Below are 23,373 nucleotides of genomic sequence, written 5' to 3'. Positions count from 1 at the left end.
CCCAGCCTTCCTGCAATACACAGACGCCCGTCCCTGCCACAGGAGACGGACGCAGAGGCCTGATCCACGATGAAACTGAATCGACTGCCCACCCTGATCTTCATTGCGATGCTGCTAGGCGTGCTGGTCGGCACCGCCGCGCACAACATGGCGCCGGACGCCGCCACCGCCAAATCGATTGCGGACCACCTGTCCATCCTGACCGACGTATTCCTGCGGATGATCAAGATGATCATCGGCCCGCTGGTATTCGCCACGCTGGTGGCCGGCATCGCCAGCATGGGCGATGGCCGCGCCGTGGGCCGCATCGGCCTGAAGGCGATGATGTGGTTCGTTGGCGCCTCGATCACCTCGCTGCTGCTGGGCCTGGTGATGGCCAACCTGCTGGAGCCCGGCCACGGCATGAACCTGCCGCTGCCGCCGGCTGACGCTGCCTCGAACCTGAAGACCGGCGCGCTGAACCTGCGCGACTTCATCGCCCACATGTTCCCCAAGAGCTTTGTCGAGGCCATGGCGAACAACGAGATCCTGCAGATCGTGGTGTTCTCGCTGTTCTTCGGCTTTGCGCTGGGCACGGTCAAGGACGGCGTGGGCAAGCCCGTGCTGCAAGGCATCGAGGGCCTCGCCACGGTGATGCTGAAGGTCACCAACTACGTGATGGCGTTTGCCCCGGTGGGCGTGTTCGGCGCGATCGCCGCGGTGATCACCGCGCAGGGCCTGGGCGTGCTGGTGGTGTACGCCAAGCTGCTGGGCAGCCTGTACCTGGCGCTGGCGCTGCTGTGGATGGCGCTGATCGCCGGCGGCTACTTCTTCCTGGGCCGCGACGTGTTCCGCCTGCTCAAGCTGATGCGCGCGCCGCTGATGATCGGCTTCGCCACCGCCAGCAGCGAATCGGCCTACCCGAAGGTGATCGACCAGCTGACCCACTTCGGCGTCAAGGAGCGCATCACCAACTTCGTGCTGCCGCTGGGCTACTCGTTCAACCTGGATGGCTCGATCATGTACACCTCGTTTGCCGCGCTGTTCGTGGCCCAGGTGTATGGCATCCAGCTGTCGCTGACCCAGCAGATCACCATGCTGCTGGTCCTGCTTGTCACCAGCAAGGGCATCGCGGGCGTGCCGCGCGCCTCGCTGGTGGTGGTCGCCGCCGTGCTGCCGATGTTCGGCCTGCCGGAAGCCGGCATCCTGCTGGTGCTGGGCATCGACCACGTACTCGACATGGGTCGCACCGTGACCAATGTGCTTGGCAATGCGATTGCCACTGCCGTCGTCGCCAAAAGCGAAGGCGCCATCGGCGCGCCGGTACCGTCCGAGGAGGATGAACCCGCCGCGGATACCACCACCGGCCTGGCACCTGCCCAGGTCCTCGCGGGCAAGTAATACCGTCCGCCAGGCGTGCCAGGGCCTGTTCAGGCCCTCGGGCCCGGTTGCTGATACGGCAACCGGGCCTTTTTGCATTCTGGCGTGGCACTGCCCCCCTGGTGTGGTAAAAGTAGGCACCCGCCGGCCCCCGCCCGTCCTGCCCGCGCGGCGGCTTTGCCACCTGCCTCACCCACCACCTGATGACCGGTCCGCTACACCCTCCCGGCGATACCACCCGCGCCACCGCACCTGCGTTCGCCGCACCCGCCGGCTCGCGCCTGCCTCACGGCCTGCGCGGCCTCGCCCCGCTGCTCGCACTGCTGGCGCTGGCCGTGCTGGTGGGCCTGGCGGGCTCGCTCGGCTACCGCTACAGCTACGACACCGCGCTGGCGCGCCAGGCCGAACGCGGCCAGGTGCAGCTGCGGCTGTACACGCAGGCACTGGAAAGCGAGCTGGCCCACTACGACTACGTGCCCGGCCTGCTGTCGCTGGACGAGCGCATCGCCGCGCTGCTGCTGCGCCCGGACGACGCCGCCCGCGCGGCACGCGCCAATGACTACCTGAGCGCCCTAAATACCCGCGCCGGCACGCGCGTGATCTATGTGCTGGATGCGCACGGCAAGGTGCTGGCCAGCAGCAACTGGCAGCGCCCGGACAGCTACCTGGGCGAAGCGCTGAGTTTCCGCCCGTACTTCCAGTCGGCCATGGACGGCCAGCTGGGCCGCTTCTACGGCGTGGGCACCACCCGCAGCGAATCGGGCTACTACCTGTCGGCGCCACTGGGCGAGCGCGACAACCCGGTCGGCGTGGCGGTGGTCAAGATCGGCCTGGAGCCGCTGGAGAACCGCTGGCAGGGCGCCGACAGCCAGATGCTGCTGACCGACGAGAACGGCGTGGTGATACTGGCCTCGGACCCGTCGTGGAAGCTCGCCGCGCTGCGCCCCCTGTCACCCGAGGCGCGCGAGCGGCTCACGCGCAGCCTGCAGTACAACCGCGCCCCGCTGCCGCAGTTGCCGCTGGCCCTGGTGCGCAAGCTGAACAACGGCAGCGGCAGCAGCAGCGACGAACTGGTGCGCCTGCACCGCGGCCCGCCGATGCTGGCGCAGCATGCCGCGCTGCCCGGCACCGACTGGCAGCTGACGCTGCTGACCAATACCTCGCAGGCGCGCGTGGCCGCGCTCAACACGGCGGCGCTGGCCGGCGTGCTGACCGCCTTCGTGCTGCTGCTGGGGGCGGCGTGGAACGTGCGCCGGCGCATCGTCAACGAGCGCCTGGCGGCGCGCGCGGCGCTGGAGGCGGCCAACAGCGAACTGGAGCGCAAGGTGGCCGACCGCACCGCCGACCTGTCCACCTCCAACCAGCGCCTGCAGGCCGAGGTAGCCGAACGCATCCGTGCCGAGACCGTGCTGCGCCAGGCCCAGGATGGGCTGCTGCAGGCCGGCAAGCTGGCCGCCGTGGGCCAGATGTCGACCGGCATCGCGCATGAGCTGAACCAGCCGCTGGCGGCGCTGCGCACCATCTCCGGCAATACCGGCAAGTTCCTCGAGCGCGGCGACTACGCCACCGTGCGCGCCAACCTCGACACCATCATCGGGCTGGTCGAGCGCATGGGCCGCATCACCGGCGCGCTCAAGTCCTTTGCACGCAAGTCCGGCAACGGCCGCCGCCTGGCCAGGCTGGCCGAAGCGGTGGACAACGCGCTGTTCCTGCTGCAGACGCGCGTGGACGCGGTCCAGCCCGCGCTGCAGCGCGATATCGATCCGACGCTGGCGGTGGTGTGCGATCCCAACCGCCTGGAACAGGTGCTGGTGAACCTGCTCGGCAACGCGCTCGATGCCGTCGCCGGCCAGTCCGCGCCGCGCATTGCGCTGCACGCGCACGTGGCGGGCGCCATGGTCCACCTGACCGTGCGCGACAACGGCGCCGGCTTGTCCGAGGAAGCCTTCGCACGGCTGTTCGAGCCCTTCTTCACCACCAAGCCCGCCGGGCAAGGCCTGGGGCTCGGCCTCACGCTGTCGGCCGGCATCCTCAATGAAAGCGGCGGCAGCCTGTCCGCCGCCAACCACCCGGACGGCGGCGCCTGCTTCACGCTGGTGCTGCCGCTGGCGCCGCAGGACGCCAACCCACAGGACGCAAAGCATGCCGGCTGACCTGACCGTACTGATCGTCGAGGACGATGCCGACGTGCGCCTGGGCTGCGAGCAGGCGCTGCGCCTGGAAGGCATTGCCACGCGCGGCGTGGGCAGCGCCGAGGCCGCGCTGCGCGAGGCCGGACCGGGCTATGCCGGCGTGGTCGTCAGCGACATTCGCCTGCCGGGCCAGGACGGCATGGCGCTGCTCGCGCAACTGCGCGAGCGCGACCCGGCCCTGCCGGTGATCATGATCACCGGCCACGGCGACGTGGGGCTGGCGGTGCAGGCGATGAAGCAAGGCGCCTACGACTTCCTGGAAAAGCCGTTCTCGCCCGAGCAGTTGGTGGACGCCACGCGCCGCGCGCTGGAGCAGCGCCGGCTGGCGTTGGAAGTGTCAGAACTGCGAGAACGGCTGGCGGGCCGTCAGAAGCTGGAAGCCCACCTGATCGGCCATTCGCCCACGGTCGAGCGGCTGCGCCGCCTGATCGCCGACCTGGCCGGCACCGACGCCAATGTGCTGATCCACGGCGAGACCGGCACCGGCAAGGAGCTGGTGGCGCGCTGCCTGCATGAGGCCAGCCAGCGCCACGCGCGCAACTTTGTTGCCATCAACTGCGGCGGCCTGCCAGAGCAGTTGTTCGAGAGCGAGATCTTCGGCCATGAAGCCGGCTCGTTCACCGGTGCCGCGCGCCGCCGCATCGGCAAGATCGAGCACGCCGAAGGCGGCACGCTGTTTCTCGACGAGATCGAGAGCATGCCGATGCCGCTGCAGATCAAGCTGCTGCGGGTGCTGCAGGAACGCGTGGTGGAACGGCTTGGCTCCAACCAGCCGGTGCCGGTCAACACGCGCGTGGTGGCTGCCACCAAGGCCGACCTGCGCGCGCTCTCCGATGCCGGCCAGTTCCGCGCTGACCTGTACTACCGCCTGAACGTGATCACGCTGGAGTTGCCGCCGCTGCGCGAGCGGCGCGAAGACGTGCCGGCATTGTTCGAACATTTTGTCGCGCAGGCCGCGCTGCGCTTCAGCCGCGAGGCTGTTCCTGCCACCCCGGCCGAGCTGGCCGCGCTGGTAGCCTACCCATGGCCCGGCAATGTGCGCGAGCTGCGCAACCTGGCCGAGCGCCATGTGCTGGGGCTGGGCTGCAACCCCGGCCATGGCACCACCGCTCCCGAAGCCCTGCCGCTGGCGCAGGCGGTCGAGCAATTCGAGCGCGCACTGATTGCCGATGCCATGCGCCGCCACGACGGCAACCTGAGCCGCGCCAGCGAAGCCCTGGGCGTGGCCAAGACCACGCTGTTCGATAAGGTGCGCAAGCACGGGCTGTGAAGTGCCGCGGTGAAGCGCGGACCGTGAACCGCGGACAGCAGCCATGCCGCTCAGATCTGTCACGTCACGACAGAACTCTGAAGCGGCCGCTGTATTCAGCGGATGCTTCAGACGCTGTGCCCAATCATGGGGAACCACCCCTGCAGATCAATGTCTGCGTTACTGTCGTGTCTGCCTGCAAGCACCAATGTGCGTTAAACAACCAATACGCGATGGATTTATGTTTTTTCTTACAGATCGATTGGCGTTTGCGGCATATTATTGGCTTCCAGCAGATCAGGGTCCCAGACATTCAATATGTCCAGAAAGTCGCTGATCGGCTGGAAATGAAAGAAATAACAAATTTATAAAGAAAGCCGTCCGGCCGGCGGGGGAGCGGGCCAGGACTCAGGGTCAGTCAACCATTGGCAGTGACAACCGCGCGGCGCTTGTGCCTGGCGCCGCGGGCGCCATCCCGGCGCGGCTGCCTTCAGGACTACGGGTGATGGGATGAAACTGGATCCGGCACTGGCTGAAAAGCCTTATTACAGCACGCGTACAGCGGCAAAACTGCTTAACGTCTCTCTGGGCACCGTCCAGAAGATGGTCGAGCGCGGCGAACTTGGTGCCTGGAAGACCAACGGCGGCCATCGGCGCATCCACAAGGAAACCGTGCACCGCCTGCTGGCGACGCGCATCGGGCCGGAATCGGCGTCGCCGCACGGCCTGGACCTGGTGGTGTTCCACCCCAACCACCAGGAAGCGCAGCGCATCCACGCCCAGCTTGCCAAGTGGGGGCTGCCGCTCAAGAGCGTGGTGGTCGACGATGTGCTGGATACCGTCATCACCTCGGTCAGCGAGCATCCGCGCGTGGTGCTGTACTACGTCGACGAACTGAACGACGCCGAATCGGCCACCATCGAGAAGCTGCAGAATTTCTTTGCCAGCCAGCACGTGATCTTCGCCGTGATCACCAACCGCCAGGCCTATGAAGGCGTGGCCGATGCCCTGCAGCACTGGGGCATCATGGTGTTCCTGAAGACGCCGTCGCTGGAAGAGGTCAAGGGCTTCCTGCGCGCCCAGCTGATGATGGGCCGCACCGCCTGAGCACGGCTGCACCGGGGCCATGCCGGCCCCGGTATCGCCTGCGGCCTCAGGCCACTGCCGCCTGCCTGGGCGTCGCCAGCCCCGTTTCGTTGCCGTCGGCCTGCGCCATCATCCACCCGTACAGGTTGCGCGGATCCGGCGGCATCGCCACCAGTTCAACCGCCCTGCCCGCCCGGTGCGCCTGCGCTGCGGCGTAGAGCCAGCGCAGCGCGGCGTAGTCTTCCAGCGCAAAGCCAACCGAATCGAACACGGTCACCTCGTCCGCCGCCGCGCGGCCGGGCGCGTGGCCAGCCAGCACCTGCCACAGCTCGGTCACCGGAGCGTCGGCCGGCAACTGCTGGATCTCGCCTTCGATGCGTGTCTGGGCTTCGTACTCCACCACGATGCGCGCGCGGCGCAGGATATCGGGATGCAGTTCAGTCTTGCCGGGGCAGTCGCCGCCTACCGCATTAAGGTGCATGCCAGGCCGCACCATTTCCGGCGTGAGGATGGTGGCGCGAGTCTTGTCGGCGGTGACCGTGGAGACAATGTCCGCCCCGGCCAGCGCGGCCTCGATCGATTCGGCACGGCGGATCGAAAGACCGGGTACGCCAGCAAGGTTGCGCATCAGCCGGGTGGTGGCGGCCGGATCGATGTCATAAGCGGCGATCTCGCGCACGCCCAGCATCGCCTGGAAGGCCAGCACCTGGAACTCGGCCTGCGCGCCGTTGCCGATCAGCGCCATCGTCGCCGCACCGGGCCGCGCCATGGCGCGTGCCGCCAGCGCCGAGGTGGCCGCGGTGCGCAGCGCGGTGGCCAGCGTCAGGTCGGCCAGCATCAGCGGGAAGCCGGTTTCCACTTCGGCCAGCAAGCCGCAGGCCATCACCGTCGGCATGCCGTGCTGCGCATTGCGCGGATGGCCGTTCACATACTTGAATGCATACTGGATGCCGTCGCTGACCGGCATCAACTCGATCACGCCACGCGCGGAATGGCTCGCCAGCCGCGCGGACTTGTCGAAGTCGTGCCAGCGCAGGAAGGCCTGCCGGACCTGCCCGGCCAGGTCCACGATGGCGGCCTGCGGGCCGATGGCGGCCACCAGCCGGGCCACGTCACTGGCGTCCAGGAACAGGGATCGGGCGGTGCTTTTCATGACCGTCTCCTTGGCTGTTGGTGCGGTGCCTGCGCTCAGGCCGCGACCGCGGCAATGCCCGGCCCGCTGCGGCGATCCAGGCGCAGCGTCATGCAATAGGCGCCGCCGCCGGACAGCATGAAGGGCGACAGGTCGACCTCATGCAGCTGGTAGCCGCGCCGGCCCAGCTCGGTGCGCAGGTGCGGCGTGGTGCGGGTCATCACCACCTGGTCATCGAGGTTGACGGCATTGACGCTGAAGTGGCGCAGGTCGTCGGCGCTGGCCTCGATACGCAGCCGCGCCGGCACGCGCGCGCGCAGCTCGCGCAGCGCCGCTTCGCTGAAGGCCGGCGGGTAGTACAGCACCTCGCCGCCGGAAAGCGGGCAGAAGCAGACGTCGAGGTGGTAGCTCTGCTCGGTGGCCAGCTCCAGCGCCACCACGTCCTTGCCGAAGTAGTCCGACACCGCCACGGCCGCCTCATGCGACGAGCGCGGACCGAACCCGGCCCAGAAGTGGCCGCGGCCCGCATCCCAGATGCAGTCGCCCGCGCCTTCCTGGAAGCAGCCCTCGGGCAGCAGCGCGACTTCGTCGAGCAGGCCGCGCTCGCGCAGCGTGCCGAAGATGTCGGCGAACGGCGCCTCTTCACCACGACGTTGCGGGTAGCGGAAGCGCGCCAGCAGCGCGCGGCCATCGAGCACCACCGCGGCGTTGGCCGGGAACACCATGTCGGGCAGCCCCGGCGCGCCGGGGGCCACCTCCACCGCAAAGCCGGCCCGGCCCAGCGCCTCGCGCAGCGCGTCGAACGACTGCATGGCGCTGCGGTGCATGCCGTGCGGGTCGCGCGCCCAGGCAGCCGGATCCATCCACGGATTGATGCTGTACGACACGTCGTAGAAGGTCGGCTCGACAAGCAGGATCGTTGGGGTGTGGGTCACGGCGGCTCCTTTTTAATGGCAGGCATTGGGAAATCAATCGGTTGATTGAATTCTCGGGCAAGCTGGTGTTAACTAATAGCCAGCAACTTGCGCAATTTGCGCGAGCCATTTATCAAAATGCCAGCCCATGCTGGCGCTTTGCAAAGGCCGTTTTCCCACCCCATGGATGCCACCGATCACCAGCTGATTTCCCTCCTGCGCGACGACGCGCGCATGCCGGTCACGGCGCTGGCGCAGGCGCTGCGCGTGTCGCGCGCGACCGTGCAGAACCGCATCGACAAGCTGGAACAGGAAGGCGTGATCGTTGGCTACACGGTGCGCCTGCGGCCCGAGGCCGAAGCGCACCGCATTCGCGCCTGGATGACGATCGCCGTGGAAGGCAACAAGGCCCGCACCGTGCTGCAGGCGTTGCGCGGCGAACCCAATGTGCAGGCCCTGCACACCACCAACGGCCGCTGGGACATCATTGCCGAGCTGCGCGCCGATACGCTGGAAGCGTTCGACCGCACGCTGGACCGGATCCGGCTGATCGACGGCATCAGCGCCACCGAGACCAGCATCCTGCTGTCGACCTACAAATAGGAACCCGTTCAGGCCGCAGCGCGGCCGCGCAGGCGCTCGCGCCGCGATTCCTCGTGGAACACGCTGCCGCTGGGACGCAGCAGGTCGCGCAGCGACAGGATGCCGGCCAGGCGCATGGTCTCGGCGCTTTCCACCACCGGCAGGCGCGCCACGCTCAGCGCGGCCATGCGGCCCGCGGCGGCGCGTGCCGTCTGGCCAGGCAGCAGCACATGCGCCGGCGCACTCAGCAGATCGCGGCAACGCATGCCGGACGGGATCTCACCAGCGGCCAGGCCACGGATCGCAGCGCGCTCCAGCATGCCCAGCACGCGCCCTTCGGCTACCACCGGGTAGGCACGATGGGCCGCATGCTCGCCAAAGTAGCGCACCATCGCCTCGGCCGCCGGCAGCTCGGCGTCGATGGCAACCACCTCGCGTGTCATCAGCTCGTCGACATGGGCGCGCTCGAGCGGATCCACACCGTATTCGCGATAGATATGCAGGCCGCGCCGGGCGATCTTCTCGGTCATGATCGAACGCTTCATGGTCAGCACCGAAAAGCCGTAGGCCACCGCCGTGGTCAGCAGCAACGGCAGCAGCGCCTGCGTGTCGTGCGTGAGCCCGAAGGCGAATACGATCGCCGTCAGCGGCGCGCCCAGCACGCTGCCCAGCACGCCGGCCATGCACACCAGCGCCCACAGCTGCGGCGAGCCGCCCGGCAGCCACGGCGCCAGCACCACGCCCAGGCCCGCGCCCAGCATCAGCAGTGGCGCCAGCACGCCGCCCGAGGTGCCCGAACCCAGCGCCGCAATCCAGATCACGGCCTTGACCGCCAGCAGTGCCAGCGCAATCTCGATGGCGATGCGGTTGTTCAGCAGGTCGCCGATCACGTCATAGCCCACCCCCAGCGCGCGCGGCTCAAAGTAGCCGCCGATGCCGACCACCAGCCCGCCCAGCGCCGGCCACCACATCCAGTGCAGCGGCAGGCGCGAGAACGCGTCTTCGGTGCGGTACAGCGCCAGCGTCAGCCCTGCCCCCAGCACGCCGCAGAGCAGGCCAGCCAGCACACAGGACAGCAGCGCCGGCGTGCCCGCTGCGGCCGTCTGCAGCGGAAACAACGGACCGGCCTCGAAGAACAGCGGCCGCAGGAACCCCGCCACCGCGCAGGCCAGCGCCACCGGCAGCAGGCTGCGCGGGCGCAGCTCGAACAGCAGCAGCTCGACCGCCAGCAGCACCGCCGCCACCGGCGTGCCGAAGATCGCGGTCATGCCCGCGCACGCGCCCGCCACCAGCAGCGCCTTGCGCTCGCCCGCGGTCAGGTGCAGGTACTGCGCCAGCAGCGACGCCAGCGAGCCGCCGGTCATGATGATCGGCCCCTCGGCGCCAAACGGCCCGCCGCTGCCGATCACGATGCCGGACGACAGCGGCTTGAGCACCGCCACTCGCGGCGACATCTTGCTCTTGCCGAACAGCACCGCCTCGATCGCCTCGGGAATGCCATGGCCACGGATCTTGTCGCTGCCGTAGCGCGCCATCAGTCCGACGATCAGCCCCCCGATGACCGGCATCGCGATCACCCACGCACCCAATGCATGTTTGGCGGGCGAGCGCTCGGCCAGCGACAGTGTCTGGTAGAAAAACAGGTTGGTGAAGAAACGGATCAGGTTCACCAGCACATCCGCCGCCACGGTGCTGAGCGCACCGATGCCCAGCGCGATCACGGACAGCATCAGCAGGCGGCGATTGACGGCATAGTCGCGTTTCTCGACCGGCATAACAGACGACATTGGGGGCCTCCTTGCTCTTATGCGCTCTTGTGCGGTGCGCCATGCCCCACGATTGGGATGCACTGCACCAAAGGCGGCCAAATATATCACCTCGTGATATATTACGCGCACCATTCCAAAGCGCCCCCGTCACAAGAATGCCAACCGCCCCCGCCGTCTCCGCCCTGGCGCAGAATGCCCGTGCATGGCTGCGCACATTCGTTCCGCTGCCCGTCCCCGCCAGCCGCAAGGAGCGCTTCAAGAGCTGCCTGGGCGCCCTGCTGGGCCTGATCTGCACTGAATGGATTAGCCACCAGACCCTGGGCGGCTTCAATCCCTGGTTTGTCGCGCCGATGGGGGCCTCCGCAGTGCTGCTGTTCGCCGTGCCGTCATCGCCGCTGGCACAGCCCTGGTCGATCATTGGCGGCAACCTGATTGCCGCGGTGATCGGCGTGGCGTGCGCGCGCTGGATCCCGGACCCTGGCCTGGCCGCAGCTGTCGCCGTGGCAATCGCCATCGCCCTGATGTTCCAGTTCCACTGCGTGCACCCGCCCAGCGGCGCCGTGGCCATCACCGCCGTATTCGGCGGACCGGCGGTCAGTGCGCTGGGCTTCGGCTTTGTTGCGGTGCCGGTACTGTTCAATTCGATGCTGCTGCTGATGATGGCGCTTGCCTTCAACAACCTGTCGCGGCGGCGCTACCCGCACCGCCCGCCCGAGCCTGCCATGCAGCACGGGACCAAGGACGTGCCGCCATCCCAGCGCGTGGGCGTCACCCGCGCCGACCTCGATGCTGCGCTGAAGGTGCGCGGCGAATTCCTGGATATCGAAGAAGACGACCTCGAACAGATCCTCGTGGCCGCGCAGTTGCGCGCCTACCGGCGCCACTTCGGCAACGTGCTGTGCGGCGAGATCATGTCGCGCGACGTGATCATGGTGACCCCGGACCAGCCAGCGCATGAGGCCGGGCACCTGCTGTCGCGGCACCGCATCAAGGCGCTGCCGGTGGTGGACGCCACCCGGCGGCTGGTGGGGATCGTTACCCAGAGCGACTTTTTTGCAGCGCAGCGTGATACCGGTGCGCGGCGGCTGGCTGGTACCGTGCGCAACCTGATGACGCGCGCGGTGGTGACTGCCCGTGCCGACCAGCCGATGGTGGAACTGGCACAGGCCTTCTCTGACGGCGGGTTGCACCACGCGCCGGTGATCGATGATCAGCGCCGCGTGGTTGGCATGGTGACGCAGTCTGATCTGGTTGCCGCGTTGCTCAAGAGTGGGATCATGGCGGTGCCGGATTGAGGGCTATCCACGGACATCGCATCAACACGCCTTCGGCTGCGCTCCGCGCAAGCGCCCAATGACCATCAGCGCACCTTGAGCCTGCGCAGCAGCCCTAGGCGTCCCCGCGATACGGTTGGCAGCAGGCGGCCTACACCCTGCATGGGGATCGTTCAATAGTGGGTTAACGCAGGCACTATCTCTGACTCACATGGCGTAGCAGGGCCGAACGGGCAACCACGCCCAAACGGCAAGCACCACCGTGCGAACCACCAACGCCGTGAAATTGATTGCCAGCCGCATAGGCGACGCGTTTTTTGGTTACTTTTTGTCGCTCGGACAAAAAGTGACTCACCGGCTACGCCGGCGAAACAGCCACGCCCACCAAGCGCCACATACCGACCGCTGGCAAGAAGCCAAACACCCACCCGCTATCCACCTTCACAAACCTATGGCACTGTGCCCCCAACCAGGGGAACACGCCGCATGCAGCGGCCCACCGCCATAGTGACGACTAACCCACCATCCCCCTTCCGCATCGCCCCACCCAACGTAGGCTATATTTACGCCGTTCCCGTCACACCGGCGGGGCCCAGGGAGAGCCAACCATGAGTTCCGGCCAGTTAATTGAGAAAATCGCAGCCGTCTTCGCGCTGATCGTGCTGATCGGCGGCTCGCTGCTGGTGCTCGCGCCGTTTACCACCGCGCTGCTGTGGGGCGCGATCCTGGCCTTCAGCTCGTGGTACCCCTACACGGTACTGTCGCGCTGGCTGGGCAACCGGCGCAGCCTGGCGGCGCTGATCTGCGTGCTGCTCGCCACCGTGGTGGTGCTGGGTCCGTTCGTCTACGCCGGCGCCAGCTTCTCGGCGCACCTGGACGAACTGTCCGCGCTGGTCGACCGCTATATGGAACATGGCATCCCGCAGCTGCCCGCCTGGCTGAGCAGCCTGCCCTATGTCGGCTCCTACCTGCAGAACTCCTGGAACAGCGTCATCAATGCCGATTCCGAGATGGTCGCCAACCTGCGCAAGCTGATCGCCCCGGTTGGCCACGTGGTGCTGGGCGCCGGGCTGTCGATCGGCGCCGGGCTGGGCCAGCTGGCGCTGTCCATCATCCTGGCATTCTTCTTCTACACCGGCGGCGAGTTTGCCATTGCCTGGCTGCGCGCGGGCATGCACCGCATCGCCGGCGAGCGCGCCGACCACCTGCTGGAGCTGGCCGGCAGCACCGTCAAGGGCGTGGTCTACGGCGTGCTGGGCACGGCCTTCATCCAGGCGGTGTTGGCCGGCATCGGCCTGTGGATCGCGGGCGTGCCGGGCGCGGCCATCCTGGGCTTCGTGACCTTCTTCCTGTCGGTGATCCCGGTCGGCCCGCCGCTGGTGTGGCTGCCGGCCGCGCTGTGGCTGTACCACACCGGCGCCACCGGCTGGGCCGTCTTCCTGGTGATATGGGGCGTGGGCGTGGTCAGCATGGCTGACAACATCGTCAAGCCGCTGCTGATCAGCAAGGGCACCGGCATGCCGCTGATCTGGATCATGCTGGGCGTACTCGGCGGCGCGCTGGCGTTCGGCTTCCTGGGCGTGTTCATCGGCCCGACGCTGCTGGCCGTGGCCTATGCGCTGCTGCGCGACTGGACCATCGGCTCGCAGGCAGAAGTAAATCATGACCTGAAGCAGGGCGAGGCACTGGCGGCCGCACCGCCGGCGCCGGCCGTGGTCGACAACCCCGACGTCCCGCCGGCCACGACCGGCAAGCACCCCGGCTGATGGCAGGACACGACGCGGCCAGCGCGCCCGCCACCCCCGACCTCTCGCCGGCCGCGCTGCACCGGCTGGTGGCGTGCGAATACTGCGACGCGGTCTACGAACGCACGCCGATCTCGCCCGGCGAGCGCGCGCTGTGCATTCGCTGCGGCGGCCAGCTCTACCGCGAAAGCCGCCGCCAGTATCAACGGCTGCTGCCGCTGGTGATCACCGCGCTGATCCTGTTCCTGGTTTCCAACGCCTACCCGATCGTCGAGATGGACCTGCAGGGGGTCCGCACCCAGACCACGCTGCTCGGCGCCGTGCAGGCCCTGTACACCGACAAGATGGGGCTGGTGGCGGCACTGGTGTTCGCCACCACCATCCTGTTCCCGCTGGCCGAAATGCTGATGATGGCCTACCTGCTGGTGCCGATGGCGCAGCACCGCATGCCCGCCGGCTTCGACCGCATCGTGCGCGGCATCCGCCAGACCCGGCCCTGGGGCATGATCGAAGTCTTCATGATCGGCGTGCTGGTGACGCTGGTGAAGCTGTCCAGCATGGCGCGCGTGCTGCCCGGCGTCGCGCTGTGGTCGTTCGCGGCGCTGGTGATCGTGCTGGCGGCGATGCTGTCGTTCGATCCGCGCGACCTGTGGCGCCATCTGGAAACGCCCGATGACAACGCCGCGGCCGCGGGCGAGGAAGGCCGATGACGGACCAGCCGCAACGGCCGACACAGCATCCCCGCCAGCCAGGCGGCCGCCTGGCCCGCCCGCGCCAGCTGGCGCGCGAGGTGGTGGCCGAACTCACCGACGACGATGAGCGCAGCCCGCTGCCGCAAGTCCCGACCGCCAGCCGGCTGGGCCTGCTGTCGTGCCACGCCTGCGACCTGGTCAGCCCGCGCACACTGGAGGGCGAGCCCTGCCCGCGCTGCGGCGCCACCCTGCACCTTCGCAAGCCCGACAGCCTGGCGCGCACCTGGGCCTTCCTGCTCGCCGCCTTTATCCTCTATATTCCGGCCAATGTGCTGCCGGTGATGGTGACGCAGTCCATCCTCGGCACGCAGCAGGACACCATCCTGTCCGGCGTGATCTACCTGTGGCTGTCCGGCTCGCACATGCTGGCCGGGCTGGTGCTGATCGCCAGCATCATCGTGCCGCTGCTGAAGATGGTGATCCTCACCTTCCTGCTGCTGTCCGTGCATTTCCGCTCGACCTGGCGGATCCGGCAGCAAACCCGGCTGTACGGGCTGGTAGAGGTGATCGGCCGCTGGTCGATGCTCGATATTTTCGTGGTGGCGCTGCTGGCCTCGCTGGTGCGGGCCGGGGCGCTTGCCACCATCATCCCCGGCGGCGGCGCCATGGCCTTTGGCGCGGTCGTGGTCATGACCATGCTGGCCTCGCTCAGCTTCGATCCGCGCCTGCTGTGGGATTCGCTGGAAGACGACAATGCCCGACACTGACAACCAAGCCACCACGCCCGCGGGTTCGCCCCCGCCGGCACCGCCGGCACCGCCGGGCCTGCCGCGGCCTGAACGCCGGCGCCGCGCGCGCTGGCTGCCCTCGCTGGTCTGGCTGATCCCGATCGTGGCCGCGGTGGTCGGCATCTCGCTGCTGGTGCATACGCTGACCTCGCGCGGGCCGGAGATCACCGTCACCTTCCGCACCGCCGAAGGCCTGACGCCCGGCAAGACGGCGGTGCGCTACAAGGACGTCGACATCGGGCTGGTCAAGTCAGTGCGGCTGGCGCGCGACCGCTCGCACGTGGTGGCGTCGATCGACCTGACCAAGGACGCTGAGAACTTCGCCGTGGCCGACACCCGCTTCTGGGTGGTGCGCCCGCGCTTTGCGGCCAGCGGCGTGTCCGGGCTGGAGACGCTGCTGTCGGGCGCCTATATCGGCGTGGACGCGGGCAAGTCGCAGGAATCCGCACGCGACTTCAAGGGGCTGGAGGTGCCGCCGGCGGTCACCACCGATGCCTCCGGCAAGCAGTTCGTACTGCGCGCCTCCGAGCTGGGCTCGCTCGATATCGGCTCGCCGGTCTACTACCGGCGCGTGCTGGTGGGCCAGGTGGTGGCCTACCAGCTTGACCCCAACGGGCGCGACCTCACGCTGCGCGTGTTCGTCAACAAACCCTATGACAAGCTGGTCACCGCCGACACGCGCTTCTGGCATGCCAGCGGCGTCGACCTGAAGCTCGATGCCGGCGGGCTCAAGCTGTCGACGCAGTCGCTGGTGACGGTGCTGCTGGGCGGCGTCGCCTTCCAGGCGCCGGACCACACCACCGCCACCGACGCCGCGGCCGAGAACACGCAGTTCCTGCTGGCCAACGACCAGGCCGAGGCGATGAAGGAGCCGGAAGAACTGGCGCCCACGCTGGCGGTGCTCAATTTCGACCAGTCCGTGCGCGGGCTGTCGCCGGGTGCACCGGTGGACTTCCGCGGCGTGATCGTGGGCCAGGTGCGTTCGATCGGCATCGAGTACCAGCGCGACAAGAAGGCGTTCCGCATGCCCGTGGTGGTGGAGCTGTACCCGTCGCGCATGGGCTTCCGCGAACGCGATGTCGAAGACCGCGAGCGCGCGCGCAAGATCATCCAGGGCCTGCTGCAGCGTGGCATGCGCGCACAGTTGCGCACCGGCAACCTGCTCACCGGCCAGCTGTACGTGGCGCTCGACTTCTTCCCGAAGGCGCCGCCGGCCAAGGTCGACCTGGACGCGCCGATTCCTGAGTTCGCCACTACCCCAGGCACCTTCGACCAGATCCAGGCGCAGGTAGGCGACATCGTCAACCGCATCGACAAGGTGCCGTTCGACCAGATCGGCCAGGACCTGCGCGCCACGGTGGCCAGCCTGAACAAGACGCTGGCAACCGCCGACAAGCTGGTGCAGCAGCTCAACGGCGACGTTGCGCCGCAGGTGCTGGCCGCGCTGCAGGACGCGCGCAAGACCCTGACCACGGCCAACGGCACGCTGGCCTCGGACGCACCGCTGCAGCAGGACACGCGCCGCATGCTGCAGGAGCTGACGCGCACCGCCACATCGCTGCGCACGCTGACCGATTACCTGGAACGCCACCCTGAAGCGCTGCTGCGCGGCAAGCCGGAGCAAGAATGATGAAGCGCCTTACTATCACCAGCCTCGTCGCCGGCGCGCTGGTCGCGGCCGCGCTGGCCGGATGCGCCTCGCCCGAGCCGCGCTACTACACGCTGGCGCAGGGCGCGGCCGCGCCGCTGCCGGCCACGACGACGCCGGCATCGACCAACACGCTATGGCTGGAAGTCGCGCCGGTGCGCGTGCCGGAGCGGCTCAACCGCCCGCAACTGGTGGTTCGCGATGGCGGCGACGCCGGCCTGCGCCTGCTGGATCTGGCGCGCTGGTCCGCGCCGCTGCCCGACGAGCTGCGCGACGCGCTGTCGCAACGCCTGCAGGCCACGCTGGGCGCGGTCGACACCTACCAGCAGGGGATGTCGGACGTGCAGCCGCTGTACCGGATCACCACGGAAGTGCTGCGCCTGGATGCCGACGTGGGCCAGCGTGCCGGCGCCACCATCAACTGGACCGTGCGGCGGCTGCCGGACGGCAAGGTGGTCAGCGGCCGCACCCAGGCAGAGCTGCCGGCGCCCGGCGCGGTCGATGGCGTCGTGGCGGCGTACCGCGAGATCGTCGCCAGCACGGCGGCCGATATCGCGGCCGGGGTACAGTCGCTGCGGCCCTAGGGCCTGTTCACAGGCCCTAGTCGTCGCCCCACACCGCGGTGTCGCGCTCGCGGCGCGCGGCGGCTTCAGCGGCCCGCCGGTGAATCGCCTCGGCCATCGCCGCCAGGCACTCGGCCGCCCCACCGTGCACCAGCTTCGCCGCACACGCCAGCATCAGGTTCTGGCCCAGCCCGAAATCCTCCACCACGAAGCCGCGCGCATCCAGCGGCGAGCCGTCCTCGTCGGTGGCTACGGTGACGCGCTGGCGCAGCGTGCCGGCATCCGCGCTGTAGGCCCAGACCGGCTTCTGCAGCGCCACCGCAAAGCCCACCTCGAACGCCGTGCCGGAATCGGGCTCGCCCGGCCCGCGGAAATCGTCGAGGTTGGCCATCACCATGTCGGCGCGCCGCAGCAGCGCAAGATTGGCGTCATAGATCCAGCGCGCGGTGTCGGCGCCCGACAGGCCTTCGGGCGCGGATTTGTCGAGTGGATACAGGCCGCTGAAGCCGTGCGCTGCGCACAGCGCCTTGAGGTGCTCGCCCCAGGCGCGCGCATCCTTGCGAAAGACGTCGAAGCCAGCCAGGTAGATGGTTTTCATGGCACGTGGAGTGTGGCAACAGGGATCAGGATCGCAGCATAACCCGCCGCCCGCGGGCGCGATACCATCCCATGGCGACCGCTTCATGCGCGCCGGGCGCTGGCCGCAGGGCGGCTTCCCGATGACCACGCGCGTGTAGACGGCTACCTGCGTGCCTATACTGGATGCACCGGCTCCAGCCCACTCTGCGGGCCGGCGTCAGGAGGCAACATGGCACGCAAGTTTATCGATTGCCGCGAGTTCCCGAGCGACACCCACTGCACGGTGGCAATGAGCGCCGACAGCGAAGACGAACTGCTCGAAGCCGCGGTCCAGCACGCGGTAGCGGTGCACCAGCATCAGGACACGCCTGAGCTGCGCACCCAGTTGAAGTCATTGTTCAAGGAAGGCATGCCGCCGGCCTGAAACCGGCGTGGCTGGCGCCGGGCAGGTGCCAGCCCATCCTCCCCCAGGGCACATTCGCGGTCACTGATACAGCACTTAAGCCACTTCGAATACCCATGATGGCGGTCATGGCGCATCATTGACGCAACGCTATATACAGACGTATATTGCGCCTGACAGTCCACCCGCACAGGCCTTGCCGCACACGCCGGCCGGCCGATTCCCGAGGATTCCGATGTCTGCCTTCCGTTCCTGCCGCCGCGGGTTCCTGCTGGCCGCCTCCGTCGCCACGCTGGCGCTGGCCGCGCCGCCCGCCTTTGCCGCCGACCTGGTGGTGTCCGCCGCGTCCAGCCTGACCAACGCCTTCAAGTCGCTGGCCGAGTCGTTCGAGCGCGCCCATCCCGGCACGCACGTGGTGCTGAACTTCGGCGCGTCCGACGTGCTGATGCAGCAGATCATCAAGGGCGCGCCGGCCGACGTGTTCGCCTCGGCCGACCAGGAGGCGATGAACAAGGCCGAGGCCGAGAAGGTGATCGCGCCGGCCTCGCGCCGCAACTTCGCCGCCAACCAGGTGGTGCTGATCGTGCCCGCGGACAGCAAGCTGGCCATCGCCTCGCTGCAGGACCTGACGCGCCCGGAAGTGAAGCGCGTCGCCTACGGCAACCCGGCCTCGGTGCCGGTGGGCCGCTACACCCGCGGCGCGCTGGAAGCGGCCGGGCTGTGGGACGCCGTGGCCGCCAAGGGCGTGCCGGCGCAGAACGTGCGCCAGAGCCTGGACTACGTCGCGCGCGGCGAGGTCGAGGCCGGCTTCGTCTTTGCCACCGACGCCGCGGTGATGCCGAACAAGGTCAAGGTGGCCGTGCGCGTGCCAAGCCGCACGCCGGTGACCTACCCCATTGCCATCACCAGCCAGACACGCCAGCAGAAGGAAGCGGCGCAGTTCGTGGACTACGTCGCCTCGCCGGAAGGCCAGGCTATCCTGTCGCGTTTCGGCTTCCAGAAGCCCTGACGGAGCGTTGCGCGCGCCATGGACGCCGTCTGGGTACCGCTGCTGCTGTCGCTGAAGGTGGCCGGCTGGGCCACCGCGCTGAATGCCGTGCTCGGCGTCGGCGCGGCCTGGGCGCTGGCGCGCTGGCGCTCGCCGCTGCGCGACGTGGTCGATGCGGTGCTGACGCTGCCGCTGGTGCTGCCGCCCACGGTGCTGGGCTACTACCTGCTGGTGCTGGTCGGGCGCCGTGGCGTCTTCGGCGAGTGGCTGGCGCGCCTGGGCATCGAACTGGTCTTTACCTGGCAGGGCGCGGTGCTGGCCTCCACCATCGTCGCCTTCCCGCTGGTGCTCAAGTCCGCGCGCGCCGCCTTTGAAGGCGTGGACCATCAGCTGGAAAACGCCGCCCGCGTGCTGGGCGTGCCCGAAGCCGGCATCTTCTTCCGCGTCACGCTGCCGCTGGCCGCGCGCGGCATCATCGCCGGCGTGCTGCTGGCCTTTGCCCGCGCGCTGGGCGAGTTCGGCGCCACACTGATGATCGCGGGCAACCTGCCCGGACGCACGCAGACGCTGTCAGTCGCCATCTATGAGGCGGTACAGGCCGGCGACGACAACACCGCCAACCTGCTGGTGCTGGTGACCTCCGTCACCTGCGTGCTGCTGCTGGTGGTCGCCGGGCGCCTGGTGCCCGCCGCCACGCGCAATCCCGCTGAACTCTATGAACGCCGGCGCCTGCGCCCGCGCATCCGCTAAGCCGAGTCGCCATGAGCATGCACGTCAGCATCCGCAAGCAGATGGTTTCGGCCGACCGCCACTTTGCACTGGATATCGATTTCGATTCGGCCAGCCGGCGCATTGCGCTGTTCGGGCCCTCGGGCGCCGGCAAGAGCCTGACGCTGCGCGCCATCGCCGGCCTGCTGGCGCCAGACAGCGGCCGCATCGTGCTGAACGGCCGCACGCTGTTCGATGCCGACGCCGGTATCGACGTGCGCCCGCAAGAGCGCCGCGTGGCCTACCTGTTCCAGGAATACGCGCTGTTCCCGCACCTGAACGTGGGCCAGAACATCGGCTTCGGCCTGTCGCGCGGCTGGCGCAACCCGCGCCGCGGCGCCGTGCATCCGGAAGCGCAGCGCTGGATCGACGCCTTCGGCCTGGCCGACATCGTCGGCAACTACCCGGCGGAGATCTCCGGTGGCCAGAAGCAGCGCGTGGCACTGGCGCGCGCGCTGGTGGCGCAGCCCGACATCGTCCTGCTGGATGAACCCTTCTCCGCGCTGGACCCCGCGCTGCGCGCGCGCATGCGCGCGGAGTTGCGCACGCTGCAGGCCAGCCTGGATGTGCCGATGCTGGTGATCTCGCACGATCCCGCCGATGTCGAGGCGCTGGGCGACCACGTGCTGGAAATCCGCGAGGGCCGCATCTTCGGCAGCGGCACCAGCCGTCACCATCCGCCGGTCTACGCGCCGGTGTCGGCGCGCGTGGCCTGAGCCGAGCGCAGCAGGTCGACGTAGGCGCCTTCAATCAGGTTCGACGCGGGAATGCCCAGCTGCGCCAGCAATGCGTGGGCTTCGGCCACGCCGTGCTCCAGGCGCTCGTCTTCGGCCAGCACCACCTCCAGTTCCAGGAAGTCGCCCAGCGCCTCGACCCGGTCCAGGTGCACGCGCGTGCGGCCAGCCAGGTACAGCGTGCGCAGCTTGCGCACCCGCCCGCCCTCGCCATGCGCCGCGGCCAGCGCCGCGCGCAAGGTATCCGGCGATTGCGTCGGCGACAGGATGTAGAAGCTCTCCTTCGGCCCCGCCTCGTCGGCACGCGCATAGAAGATCAGCTCGCCGCGGTCGGGGGCGAACTCGCGCAGCTTGAGCCGGCCGTTGGCGCAGGGGAAGAAGGTATCGTCCTGGCGAATGTACTCGGGACCGCTGTCGGCCAGCGCCGCCGCATGCGGCAGCACGGCTTCGATACTGTCAATGCGGGCCTTGATCTCGACGTTTCTTGGCATGTGTCTCTCTCCTTGCGGTCAGTCCAGCAGCAGCCGCGCGGCAATCACCCACATGGTGATGCCGATCACCACTTCCAGCACCTGCCACGCGCGCGGCCGCGCAAACACCGGCCGCAGCAGCGCCGCGCCATAGCCCAGCGAAAAGAAGAACAGGAACGACCCGGTCATGGCTCCCGCGGCGAACTCACGCGCGTTCCCTGCGAACTGCGTCGACACCGAGCCGATCAGCATCACCGTATCGAGATACACATGCGGATTGAGCCAGGTGAACGCCAGGCACACCGCCAGCGTGGCCCCAAGCGGCCGCGGCGCGGCGTCGCTGGGATCCAGCACCGCGTTCGAGCGCCACGCGGCCAGGAAGCTGCGCGCGCCATACCAGATCAGGAAAGCCGCGCCGCCATAGCGCATCGCCGCACCCAGCCAGGGCAGCTCGCGGATCATCACGGCAAAGCCGGAAACGCCCAGCAGGATCAGCAGCGCATCAGAGAGAGCGCAGACCAGGCAGACCCAGAATACATGCTCGCGCCGCAACCCTTGACGCAGCACGAAAGCATTCTGGGAACCGATGGCAAGAATCAAAGAAAGGCCGAGGGAGAAGCCGGCCAGGGCGGCGTGCATTTGATGTGGAACGGCTGTTTTTTTGGGTGGCTATTATTGCACGCCGGGGGCAGCCGCCATGTCCGCCCACCTTCCCATTCCTGCCACAGGACTACCTCACGCCACTACGCCCAGGATCACGCTCGACGCCTTGAACACCGCCACCGCTGCCACCCCCACCTCCAGCCCCAACGCCTCCACACTGCCATTGGTCACGATCGCCGCAACCGTACCGCCGCCGTCGAGTTCGATCACCACCTCGGCGTTCACCGCGCCAGGCATCACGCGCGACACCACCCCCGGCAGCTGGTTGCGCGCCGACAGCCGCATCCCCGGATCGGGCAGCCCCACCAGCACGGACGATGCCTTGATCAGCGCAAACGCCTCCGCGCCCTCGGCCAGCGCCAGCGTTTCGACGCTTTCATGCGTGATGGTGGCCACGACCTGCTGCCCGCCGGGCAGCGCCAGCACGACCTCGTCATTGACCGCGCCGCCGCGCACGCTGACCACGCGCCCGAACAGCTTGTTGCGTGCACTGGTCTTGATCATCATTCGCCTCATCAGGTGGATATCGTCGGCCGCCCCCTCGCCCAGGCGCGACAGCTGCGCGACAAAGCGCTGGTGTTCATCTTCCAGCGCGCGATAGGTGCGGATCAGTTGCTCGCCGCGAGCGGTCAGGTTCGTGCCGCCGCCGCCCTTGCCACCGGCGGCGCGCACCACCAGCGGCTCGCCCGCGCTGTTGTTCATGGCATCGATGGCGTCCCACGCGGCCTTGTAGCTGATGCCGACCGCGCGCGCGGCCGCGGTGATCGAGCCGTGTTCGCCGATGGCGGCGAGCAGCGCGATGCGGTCCTTGCCGCCCCAGTCTTGCGAGCCGGAGCGGAACCAGATGGCTCCCTGGAGTTCAAGCATGGATGTCGGGTGCCGGTGGCCGGCACCGCAATGGAGTCCGAGACACGGCTATGGTAATCCGAATTGCGGATCGGTCCAGCACAGGACACTAGGCCATGATGTGCACGCCGCCATCCACATAGACGGTATTGCCCGAGATGCGCCGCGCATACGGCGTGGCCAGGTAGGCAGTGGCAAAGCCCACGTCCATGATGTCGACCACCTCGCCCAGCGGCGCGCGCCCGGCGGCGTCGGCCAGCAGCAGGTCGAAGTCCTTCAGGCCCGAGGCCGCGCGCGTCTTCAGAGGCCCGGGCGAGATCGCGTGGACGCGGATACCCAGCGGCCCCAGCTCGTGCGCCAGGTAGCGGCAGCTGGCTTCCAGCGCCGCCTTGACCGGGCCCATCAGGTCATAGTTGGGCACGACGCGGTTGGCGCCTTCATAGCTCATCGCGAACAGCGTGCCGCCCTGCGGCATCAGCGGCACGGCCAGGCGCGCCATGCGCACGAAGGAGTGGCATGAGATGTCCATGGCGCGCCCAAATCCCTGTGCCGACGAATTGAGCAGGCCGCCCTGCAGGTCGGCCTTGGGCGCGAACGCAAGCGAATGGACCATCGAATCCAGACCGCCCCACACGCTCTCGATACGCGCAAAGAGCGCCGTCATCTGCTGCGCGTCTTCCACGTCCAGCGGCATCAGGATGGGCGCCTGAATGGCTTCGGCCAGCGGCGCCACGTGCGGGTAGGCCTTGTCGTTCAGGTAGGTCATGGCGACCTGTGCGCCCAGTTCATGGAACGCCCTGGCACAGCCCCACGCAATCGAATCGGCATTGGCCACGCCGGCCACCAGCACACGGGCGCCGGCAAGCGGCGGATTGGATACGTTGACCATGGCGGCTCCTGTTGGACCGAACCGGATGCGGCGCGCAACC

Annotated in this window: 23 protein-coding genes; 15 read left to right on the top strand and 8 right to left on the bottom strand. The window is 68.4% G+C overall.

Annotation, left to right across the window (positions count from 1 at the left end):
• The first annotated feature begins 69 nt into the window (after positions 1-69).
• From RS901_RS09840 to RS901_RS09825, 4 genes are all read left to right on the top strand, one after another.
• Positions 70-1,380: a dicarboxylate/amino acid:cation symporter gene (locus tag RS901_RS09840; protein ID WP_316153280.1), complete on the top strand. Its 1,311-nt coding sequence runs from the start codon at positions 70-72 to the stop codon at positions 1,378-1,380.
• 182 nt (positions 1,381-1,562) lie between these two features.
• On the top strand, positions 1,563-3,512 hold the full coding sequence (locus tag RS901_RS09835; RefSeq protein WP_316153278.1) for a sensor histidine kinase: 1,950 nt from the start codon (positions 1,563-1,565) through the stop codon (positions 3,510-3,512).
• Positions 3,502-4,821, top strand: coding sequence for a sigma-54 dependent transcriptional regulator (locus tag RS901_RS09830; protein WP_316153276.1), 1,320 nt, complete (start codon positions 3,502-3,504; stop codon positions 4,819-4,821). The genes RS901_RS09835 and RS901_RS09830 overlap by 11 nt, the downstream gene beginning before the upstream one ends.
• A 489-nt stretch (positions 4,822-5,310) precedes the next feature.
• Entirely contained in the window at positions 5,311-5,907 is a 597-nt protein-coding gene (locus tag RS901_RS09825; RefSeq protein WP_013955733.1) for a helix-turn-helix domain-containing protein, read from the top strand.
• Between the two features lie 46 nt (positions 5,908-5,953).
• Here RS901_RS09825 and RS901_RS09820 read toward each other — a convergent pair whose 3' ends face one another.
• Both RS901_RS09820 and RS901_RS09815 read right to left on the bottom strand, forming a co-directional pair.
• Positions 5,954-7,039 (bottom strand): ornithine cyclodeaminase, encoded by a 1,086-nt coding sequence (locus tag RS901_RS09820; protein WP_316153274.1) that lies wholly within the window; start codon positions 7,037-7,039, stop codon positions 5,954-5,956.
• 35 nt (positions 7,040-7,074) lie between these two features.
• On the bottom strand, positions 7,075-7,953 hold the full coding sequence (locus RS901_RS09815) for a dimethylarginine dimethylaminohydrolase family protein (protein ID WP_316153272.1): 879 nt from the start codon (positions 7,951-7,953) through the stop codon (positions 7,075-7,077).
• 162 nt (positions 7,954-8,115) lie between these two features.
• Between RS901_RS09815 and RS901_RS09810 the strand changes: the two genes are divergently transcribed.
• Positions 8,116-8,535: an Lrp/AsnC family transcriptional regulator gene (locus RS901_RS09810; RefSeq protein ID WP_316153270.1), complete on the top strand. Its 420-nt coding sequence runs from the start codon at positions 8,116-8,118 to the stop codon at positions 8,533-8,535.
• Between the two features lie 8 nt (positions 8,536-8,543).
• On the opposite strand, the gene RS901_RS09805 is transcribed toward RS901_RS09810, so the two are convergent.
• The gene (locus tag RS901_RS09805; RefSeq protein ID WP_316153269.1) at positions 8,544-10,301 is read right to left on the bottom strand and encodes a chloride channel protein; all 1,758 of its coding nucleotides are present in this window, start codon (positions 10,299-10,301) and stop codon (positions 8,544-8,546) included.
• Positions 10,302-10,438: 137 nt separating this feature from the next.
• On the opposite strand from RS901_RS09805, the gene RS901_RS09800 reads away from it, so the two are divergent.
• The 6 genes from RS901_RS09800 to RS901_RS09775 all read left to right on the top strand — a co-directional run bounded on the left by RS901_RS09800 (position 10,439) and on the right by RS901_RS09775 (position 17,014).
• Positions 10,439-11,578 carry an HPP family protein gene (locus RS901_RS09800; protein ID WP_316153268.1) on the top strand — a complete coding sequence of 380 codons (1,140 nt, stop codon included), beginning with the start codon at positions 10,439-10,441 and terminating at the stop codon, positions 11,576-11,578.
• A 587-nt stretch (positions 11,579-12,165) separates the two neighbouring features.
• Positions 12,166-13,323, top strand: a complete 1,158-nt coding sequence (locus RS901_RS09795) for an AI-2E family transporter (RefSeq protein ID WP_316153266.1) — start codon at positions 12,166-12,168, stop codon at positions 13,321-13,323.
• Positions 13,323-14,012 (top strand): paraquat-inducible protein A, encoded by a 690-nt coding sequence (locus tag RS901_RS09790; protein ID WP_316153265.1) that lies wholly within the window; start codon positions 13,323-13,325, stop codon positions 14,010-14,012. Before RS901_RS09795 ends, RS901_RS09790 begins: the two co-directional genes overlap by 1 nt.
• Positions 14,009-14,761, top strand: a complete 753-nt coding sequence (locus RS901_RS09785) for a paraquat-inducible protein A (RefSeq protein WP_316153264.1) — start codon at positions 14,009-14,011, stop codon at positions 14,759-14,761. The genes RS901_RS09790 and RS901_RS09785 overlap by 4 nt, the downstream gene beginning before the upstream one ends.
• Positions 14,748-16,412: an intermembrane transport protein PqiB gene (locus RS901_RS09780; protein WP_316153263.1), complete on the top strand. Its 1,665-nt coding sequence runs from the start codon at positions 14,748-14,750 to the stop codon at positions 16,410-16,412. The genes RS901_RS09785 and RS901_RS09780 overlap by 14 nt, the downstream gene beginning before the upstream one ends.
• A complete protein-coding gene (locus RS901_RS09775; protein WP_316153262.1) occupies positions 16,409-17,014 on the top strand; it encodes a PqiC family protein in 606 nt (201 codons plus the stop codon). Before RS901_RS09780 ends, RS901_RS09775 begins: the two co-directional genes overlap by 4 nt.
• A 16-nt stretch (positions 17,015-17,030) precedes the next feature.
• On the opposite strand, the gene RS901_RS09770 is transcribed toward RS901_RS09775, so the two are convergent.
• Positions 17,031-17,591, bottom strand: a complete 561-nt coding sequence (locus RS901_RS09770) for a nucleoside 2-deoxyribosyltransferase (protein WP_316153261.1) — start codon at positions 17,589-17,591, stop codon at positions 17,031-17,033.
• 210 nt (positions 17,592-17,801) lie between these two features.
• Between RS901_RS09770 and RS901_RS09765 the strand changes: the two genes are divergently transcribed.
• From RS901_RS09765 to RS901_RS09750, 4 genes are all read left to right on the top strand, one after another.
• Positions 17,802-17,996, top strand: coding sequence for a DUF1059 domain-containing protein (locus RS901_RS09765; protein ID WP_013955718.1), 195 nt, complete (start codon positions 17,802-17,804; stop codon positions 17,994-17,996).
• 214 nt (positions 17,997-18,210) lie between these two features.
• The gene (gene modA, locus RS901_RS09760; RefSeq protein ID WP_316153260.1) at positions 18,211-18,984 is read left to right on the top strand and encodes a molybdate ABC transporter substrate-binding protein; all 774 of its coding nucleotides are present in this window, start codon (positions 18,211-18,213) and stop codon (positions 18,982-18,984) included.
• An 18-nt stretch (positions 18,985-19,002) separates the two neighbouring features.
• The gene (gene modB, locus RS901_RS09755) at positions 19,003-19,713 is read left to right on the top strand and encodes a molybdate ABC transporter permease subunit (protein ID WP_013955716.1); all 711 of its coding nucleotides are present in this window, start codon (positions 19,003-19,005) and stop codon (positions 19,711-19,713) included.
• 11 nt (positions 19,714-19,724) lie between these two features.
• On the top strand, positions 19,725-20,447 hold the full coding sequence (locus RS901_RS09750) for an ATP-binding cassette domain-containing protein (RefSeq protein WP_035821992.1): 723 nt from the start codon (positions 19,725-19,727) through the stop codon (positions 20,445-20,447).
• Here the strand turns inward: RS901_RS09750 and RS901_RS09745 are convergent.
• The 4 genes from RS901_RS09745 to fabI form a co-directional block, all read right to left on the bottom strand.
• Positions 20,417-20,956, bottom strand: a complete 540-nt coding sequence (locus RS901_RS09745) for a class IV adenylate cyclase (RefSeq protein WP_316153257.1) — start codon at positions 20,954-20,956, stop codon at positions 20,417-20,419. The genes RS901_RS09750 and RS901_RS09745 overlap by 31 nt on opposite strands.
• Before the next feature lie 18 nt (positions 20,957-20,974).
• Positions 20,975-21,574, bottom strand: a complete 600-nt coding sequence (locus RS901_RS09740) for a LysE/ArgO family amino acid transporter (RefSeq protein ID WP_316153256.1) — start codon at positions 21,572-21,574, stop codon at positions 20,975-20,977.
• A 96-nt stretch (positions 21,575-21,670) separates the two neighbouring features.
• Positions 21,671-22,465, bottom strand: a complete 795-nt coding sequence (locus tag RS901_RS09735) for a TOBE domain-containing protein (RefSeq protein WP_316153255.1) — start codon at positions 22,463-22,465, stop codon at positions 21,671-21,673.
• 88 nt (positions 22,466-22,553) lie between these two features.
• On the bottom strand, positions 22,554-23,333 hold the full coding sequence (fabI, locus tag RS901_RS09730; RefSeq protein ID WP_316153253.1) for an enoyl-ACP reductase FabI: 780 nt from the start codon (positions 23,331-23,333) through the stop codon (positions 22,554-22,556).
• Positions 23,334-23,373: the final 40 nt, after the last annotated feature.

It is taken from the genome of Cupriavidus sp. BIC8F (assembly GCF_032465815.1).
Lineage (GTDB): Bacteria > Pseudomonadota > Gammaproteobacteria > Burkholderiales > Burkholderiaceae > Cupriavidus > Cupriavidus necator.
The sequence above is the reverse complement of the archived record's forward strand: the minus strand, read 5'-3'. Positions and strand labels throughout refer to the sequence as shown.